Below are 6769 nucleotides of genomic sequence, written 5' to 3'. Positions count from 1 at the left end.
CCATTCATGGCGCCCTGGCCACACCGCGCGCCTGGCCCCGGGTCGCATTAATGCGCCCCCTACATTGATATCCGTAAGGGCGCCATTTATGGCGCCCGGGCCACACCGCGCACCTGACCCCGGGCCGCATAAATACGGCCCCTACAAACGCCACCACAGGGGCGCCATTTATGGCGCCCTGCTCCCATACGGTCTGCAATCAGGGGGCGGGTCTGACATCGCTGACCAGCACCGGCAGCTGCCAGGCGCCGCCGGCGCGGATGGCGCGGCACATGCCGGTGGTGGCGTCGCTGCTCTGTACAAAATTGCGGCCATCCCAGACCCATGCAGCGGTACTCCAGCAGTCGCCAATGCCGCGGCCTTTCTGCGCTTCGCTGATCGTCCCGGCGTGATAATCGGAGCCGGAGTCGGTGATCAACTGCGGCGGCCCCTGCAGCGCGCGATCCATCAACCAGTAGCCATACCCTTCGTTATAGGCACCGCGCCAGCAGAGGGCGGCGATCAGCACATGGTCCGTATCCACGGTGGTCAGCGTCGGCGGCTCTGCGCCCTCTTCCGGCTGATCGTCTGCCGGTGCAAGATTATCGCAGCTGTCATCATCCGTCAGCGTAGCGATAAGCGCCGGCTTGATCCGCGCCAGCTCCTGCGGCGTCAGCGGACGCGGCTTTGCCTCAACGGTTCTGGCCTGGATAATCACCGGCAGCGGTACCGCAGGCGGCACGCTGCTTTCCGGCTTGCTGCCTTTACGCACCAGTGCACCCGGCGTGCCGATGCGCCCCTGCGCCTCATCCATTTTCAGCAGCACGGCAAAGGCACCGTTTGCAGAGAGATCAAACGGCTCGGCACCGCCACGGAACTCCACGCTGCCGCTGCCTTTAATGGCAGTAATAATCGACCGGGTCTGCGCATCGGTCAGCGTCCACTCATCATTATCGGCTTTTGCCAGTTCACCCAGCGGGCGATCGTCGATCCAGAGCGTCAGCGCGTCGACCTGCTTTGAGTCATCATCACCGGTATCCGCCAGCACCACCCGGCCATGCGTCGCCGTATCCGGCCCGCCCGCCCGCGTCAGTAACACCGATCCCCCCGCGCCCTCTTCCGCGCTGTAGCCCGCCGCACGACAGGTCAGCGTGTTATCGCACGCCAGCTCCCACTCTTTATGAGCAAACGAGACGCCTTCTTCAGCTATCGCCGGTACCATCAGGGCGTTAAGCAGAGGAAGCGCCAGCAGCAACCGTATCTTCATGGCATGTTTTCCATCAGAATAAAGCGGTCAGTGTGAGGATTTTTTGCAGGCAGGAGAAGTGAATTTTTGCAGCGGCAGAGACGCACAGATGTCGCCTCTGCCGCTTAGTGCTTAGCGGGCCAGTTCCGCCTGCGCGTCAGCCAGCTCTTCACGCGCCTCAGTGAGTTTGCGCTGCTGTTTTTCAATCTTATCGCGGCGGCCGCTGGCCTGCGCTTTCTGCAGATCCGCTTCGCGCTCAGACACTTTCTGCTGCTTCTCCGCCACTTTCTCCTGCTGTGACTGCAGCAGACCCGCATCAGTGCAGTGCTGCTGATTTTCGCGCAGCGCTTTCTCCAGCCCGTTAACGCGCGCTTTATTGCCATATTCGCGCGCCATCTCCAGCTCCTGCTGGATCGCCTGCTGTTTCTGCTGACAGCCACCGGCAGCCTGTGCGGCGGTGGCAGAAAACGCTGCTGCCAGCGTAATAAGTGCAATCGCTGTTTTTTTCATGGTTTCATCCTGAAAGTCGGGTAATGCGCTCATTATACGGCGAGTTCTTAAGAGGTTCTTAAAGGCACAGCGCTGCAAAGAGAAAAAAGGGGCTTATTTTGATTAAGATCAGGATTGTCACTGAATGGGGGGCTACCGTAACGGTCCTTTCCGGGATGTCTCTGTCTCCGGTATTTCAACGGCAGTACGCTTTTAACTTCCGGTAACCGCTGACGCTGGCATCAATAGCAGCAAGGCAATCTTTTGAACGCGGTTAATCAATGTGTGTGGCAGGCTGAGTTAACAGCCACGCTGCCACACGCTCAATAATGTCCTGCCTGAAAGCTAACGTGCCTCAGAAAAGATAGCGCGCACCCAGCGTAAACTCGTTTGATACCAGGCGTGCTTTCATTTGTTCATCTTTCAAGCCGCGGACATTGGTGAAGTTATTGTAGCCGCTTACAATTTTTCCCAGATCCACATAGCGGTACCCCAGATCGAGGGTGAGTGGTTCAAGCGCCGTATAGCTAATCCCTGCACCCAGCGTATAGGTCAGGTTGTTCTGTGTCGCTGACGCATATTCGCGCGTCGTCACGCCCTGCCAGCCACCCGCCCTGATTTTGCTGACGCCGAGGCCTGCCGTGCCATACAGCGAAAATCCGTAACCCAGAGCATAATCGCGGTAGACATTAAGCATCAGACTTTCGGTTTCTGTCTGCAAATGATTAAAACTGGAAGGGAAAAGAGTGGAGCCACTGGTGTACTCCGTTTTTTGCCGGAAACGGTACTCCGCCTCGGTACGCCAGCCATTGCCAAACTGATATCCGGCAGCCAGGGCTGCGCCGTCCAGATGCTCTTTCTCGTTGCCGCTGACAAATTGACCGACCCCGGGGCGACTGCTGGTATTCAGTTCGCTGGCCCGCTGTGTGCTTTGCAGGTATTTTGCAGAACCGTAATACCCCGCCGGGAGATGAGCATCGGCCAGAGCATGACCCGCGGTAAAAGCCAGCGGCATAAGGAATAAAACAGAAGTGGTTTTCATACGTCTCTCTTAATTGATTCAGGTGGGGAAAATCATCCGGCGCTGAGAGCGCTCTGATTATTTTTCAGTGCGTCGAGCGCGCACTGCTGATCCAGATGACCACCCGGTGCGCCGCCTACGCCGATCGCACCCACCACGTCCTTACCGGATATCACCGGTACGCCGCCGGCCAGCAGTAAAAATCCGGGAATACTGGCTAAATGCGCGGCACCGGCATTGGCCTGCGCGGTTTTCATGACCTGCTCTGTGGCATTACGCGTACTGAGGGCGGTGTAGGCTTTCATCCGGCTGGCCTCCAGCGTATGAGGACCGGCATTATCCATGCGTTTGCTAACCAGCGGCACGCCGGCGCGATCGACGACGGTGACGGCGATAGCGTATTGGCTGGCATGACAAGCCTGTATCGCGCTTTGCGCCAGTTTATCGGCCAGGGTCAGAGAGAGTGTTTTAACGGTCAGCGTATCGGTAGCTGAGCTGGCGAACGAGGCCAGGCTGCTCAGTACAACTGCGGTGAAGAACAGGCGTTTCATGATAAGGAGCTCCTTGCTTATCCCATGTTGACGATCCACAGGATAAAAGGAGTACCGGCGGTAAACTATTGGCGTAACTACCAGGCCTGCCAAGTAAAATTACTTAGTCACCTGCAGTTTTTTTCCACCGCGCCAGTTCACCATACGCGCTTATCAGCCTGGAGAGTGAGTGCACATCGAGCTTATCGAAAATGCTGGCGCGATGCGCTTCAACGGTACGTGGCGACAGCGCATACCGTCGGGCAATCTCTTTACCCGACTGCCCCTGCATAATCTGCGCAAAAACTTCGCTTTCGCGCGCGGTCAGCGTACTGAGGCGTTCCTGCATCAACTGCAGCTTCTGCCGCTGCTTCTGCTGTTGCGCCTGCTGCTCCAGCGCCCCGCCTACCACTTCAAACAGCAAGTCTGCATCTATCGGCTTGGTCAGAAACTCAAATGCCCCGTTTTTGAATGCCCGGCGGCACAGGTCGATGTTGCCATGCCCGGTCATGATGATCACCGGAATTACCAGCCCCTGCTGTTGCCATTCGTCCAGCAGCGTAAGCCCGGTTTTACCCGGCATACGAATATCCAGCAGCATGCAGCCGTTGAGTAAGGAGAGCTCTCCTGCTTCCCGCTGAAAAGTTTGCGCGCTATCAAATGTTTTCGTCTGCCAGCCGACCGTACTTAACAGCGCGCTGAGAGAGGCGCAGATGGCCGGTTCATCGTCGATAAGATAAATTGCCTGCGTCATCTTTTTTCCTGGTGAGTCGCGGGTAACCACAGAGTGAAGCAAGCGCCCTGTCCGGCAATGTTCGCGACGTCAATTGTACCGTTAAGGCGCTGAATCAGAGTATCCGTTAACGCCATACCTAACCCAATCCCATTGGGCCGCGTGGTGAAAAACGGCATGAACACCTGTTGCAACGCTGGCACAGAGAGGCCAGGCCCGCCGTCGCTAATGCTGAGCCGGATACCGCCATTTAACGCGGCGGCTTCCAGTCTGATCCAGGCTGTACCGGCTTTATTTTGCCGCTGGGCCTGCAGCGCGTTATGAACGATGTTATGCAGGATCTGTTCTATCCAGAGCGGCGGGGCAACCAGCGCCGGCAGATCCGCCGGAATATAGCTGGTAACGGTGACTTTATCATGCCGGATTTCATTCTCTAAAAGCGTGATCACCTGCCGCCAGAGCGACTCAAGCACAATCGGCTGCCAGTCAGCCTGCTCGCTGGTCAGCTTTTGCCGAAACTGCTGTAACAGCGCATCGGTCCGCTTGATCTGAACCACGGCCGCTTCCAGCAGCGGCGGCACCGGCTCCGCTTTCCCCTGCTGCAGCCAGCGCAGCGCCGTTTGGGTGTAACTCAGCGTCGCGGTGAGCGGCTGATTAAGTTCATGCACAATACCCGCCGTCAGCTCACCCAGCGTATTCAGGCGGGTCAGTTCCGCATAATGCGCGCGTAAATCAGCAATATCACGACGGCGGCGGTTGATGCGGTACTGATCGATCAGATACAGCGTCGCGCCCCAAAACAGTCCGGGCGAGAGGATAAGCCACCACGGCAGCGCTCCCCAGGCAGGGTTGTCACCGGCGCTGAGCAAAAACGATTGTGAAGGGCTGACGATGGTTTTTTGCCACTGCCAGTGTTGTGCGTGACTGCGTGTTCCGCGCGTAATCACAGGCTGACCCTGCCACGTCATAACAAGCTGCCGGAAGCGCGTTTTCTCCGACAGATTGTCGAAAATGACATTCAGGTCGATCAATAACGAGCGCCTGTCGATATTCAGCCAGTAGCGGCCGTCCGGCTCAATGACGATTGTCGGACGCGGTATATTGTCCGGGCGGGCACGCCACTTAACAATTTGCGGGAACAGCGTTTGCACCTCACGACTGTACTGGCTGGCTGGCAACAGCTGAATGATAGCGTCATGCTGCGCCAGCTTTACCGTCACATCGCGATATAAAATGCGAAACTCAGCGCTCTTCTCTTCATATTGCTGCTGCAGGAAATAGAGAGTTAACCCGCTGCCGGAAAGCAGGGTCAGGAGCATCCAAACGACAATTTTCAGCATGTTTCGCCAGGCCAGGTGCGGGTTTATTGGGTCAGTTAAATCAGTGGATGATAATTTTTTCCTGACAGATCGGAGCTGGCTCTCTGTCCGCAGTCACCGCTCATTCGCATAGATTACGGGAATTGTTATTCCACCAGAACCCCTGGAATTTGCCATAAGTATCATTTTTCGCTCAACATTCACCTTCTGGCTTACGTCGTGCCAGAAGTGAGCCTGACGGGCTTTGAGCCAGCAAATCTCAGACGAATTGATATCAGGGAAAATATACCGTTCAGGGTAGCGCAGGATCCGTGAACAATAGTCGTCACTTCAGCGCTGGTTACTTGCATGCCATTCGCGGGCAATTATTTCAAAAGTATACGCTGCAATGGTATCCGGATTTTAACGGGCAACGTTGGATGGCTCAACGGATGGGAATTGCTGCAACCATTGATTTTAGAGGGATAACTGAACTTTGGAGGGTTCCTGCAAGTACTGATGGTGCCGAAGGCCGGACTCGAATTCCACGCCCAATAGACTGATATCAATATTGTTTAGAAACAGGAATAACTAATTATACCCGCACTTGTACCGACGAGTTAAAATCCGTACAAAATAGATATCACTAGTGGATATAAAGCCATACCAGTAGAACACCGATTTGGCTGTCAAAGCAAGACTCAGGCAGGCAGGAGCGTTTTCTTCAGAGGCTCCAAAAGTTTGGTCTCGATATCGACTTGCTCGTAGTTCTCAATAAGAGCACGGACGAGATCATCAAGCGTCCAGAGCGTCAGCGGTATCGTCGAACGGTCGGCTTCATAACGAGCATCTTTCGTAAAGCCCCCGTACAGACATAAAGCCCGCGATCGTCTTTATGGCGACCGCCGATAAAGCTGCGTATCTGTTGGCTTCCCATCAGTTCCCTGCGGTGCTTTACTTCCACGATGATACGCGGATTTTCAAAACCGAACCCATCAGGTGAAGCAATGATATCTTTCCCCCGATCGGCTCCCGCAGGTGAAACCTGCGTTTTATAGCCCATACTGCGTAAAAATCCGGCAACAAGATTTTGTATCTCGTCCCAATCAAGAGAATTGATACGATCTTTGATACCCTTAAACGCCAGCATCTCATCGTGTGAGAACCACACTACTCCCACCCTCATAACACCTTTAAACTATTCAACCGCACAGTGTCTGTCAGTCCTGCTGGGACGGGTAGGCAGGAGCCAATACTATTTTTGCCAACTCCTTGATTGCTTTCGACGATAACGCTCTGGCCCCCTCAGGGTCAGGATGATTGCCGACAAAGAAAACTGAGATTTATGCTGGCAGAGCTGGTGTCTGCACCACTGTTTTTTTCTGGCACTGCATTTTATGTAAAAATGATTGCGATGGAAAAAAATACTGCCTGACTTGTGGTGTTGTGACCCCAGTTTCTATTTAAAACAGT

General features: G+C 55.1%; 6 protein-coding genes and 2 pseudogenes. All 8 read right to left on the bottom strand.

What is annotated here, in order from left to right; translation table 11 throughout:
- Positions 1-199 precede the first annotated feature (199 nt).
- Entirely contained in the window at positions 200-1246 is a 1047-nt protein-coding gene (locus B3041_RS12730; RefSeq protein WP_065650211.1) for a DUF1176 domain-containing protein, read from the bottom strand.
- 111 nt (positions 1247-1357) lie between these two features.
- The gene (locus B3041_RS12725; protein WP_065650212.1) at positions 1358-1735 is read right to left on the bottom strand and encodes a DUF1090 domain-containing protein; all 378 of its coding nucleotides are present in this window, start codon (positions 1733-1735) and stop codon (positions 1358-1360) included.
- A 334-nt stretch (positions 1736-2069) separates the two neighbouring features.
- A complete protein-coding gene (locus B3041_RS12720; RefSeq protein WP_292975323.1) occupies positions 2070-2756 on the bottom strand; it encodes an outer membrane protein in 687 nt (228 codons plus the stop codon).
- 32 nt (positions 2757-2788) lie between these two features.
- Positions 2789-3286 (bottom strand): GlcG/HbpS family heme-binding protein, encoded by a 498-nt coding sequence (locus B3041_RS12715; RefSeq protein ID WP_292975321.1) that lies wholly within the window; start codon positions 3284-3286, stop codon positions 2789-2791.
- Positions 3287-3389: 103 nt separating this feature from the next.
- Entirely contained in the window at positions 3390-4019 is a 630-nt protein-coding gene (locus tag B3041_RS12710; RefSeq protein WP_292975319.1) for a response regulator transcription factor, read from the bottom strand.
- Positions 4016-5338, bottom strand: coding sequence for a sensor histidine kinase (locus B3041_RS12705; RefSeq protein WP_292975316.1), 1323 nt, complete (start codon positions 5336-5338; stop codon positions 4016-4018). The genes B3041_RS12710 and B3041_RS12705 overlap by 4 nt, the downstream gene beginning before the upstream one ends.
- A 180-nt stretch (positions 5339-5518) precedes the next feature.
- Positions 5519-5701: pseudogene (locus B3041_RS12700) on the bottom strand (integrase); the annotation flags it as partial.
- 296 nt (positions 5702-5997) lie between these two features.
- Positions 5998-6449: pseudogene (locus B3041_RS12695) on the bottom strand (restriction endonuclease); the annotation flags it as partial.
- Between the last annotated feature and the right edge of the window lie 320 nt (positions 6450-6769).

The sequence above is a fragment of the Pantoea sp. UBA4549 genome, assembly GCF_002387285.1.
Lineage (GTDB): Bacteria > Pseudomonadota > Gammaproteobacteria > Enterobacterales > Enterobacteriaceae > Pantoea > Pantoea borealis.
This window is presented reverse-complemented; position numbering and strand designations above follow the sequence as displayed.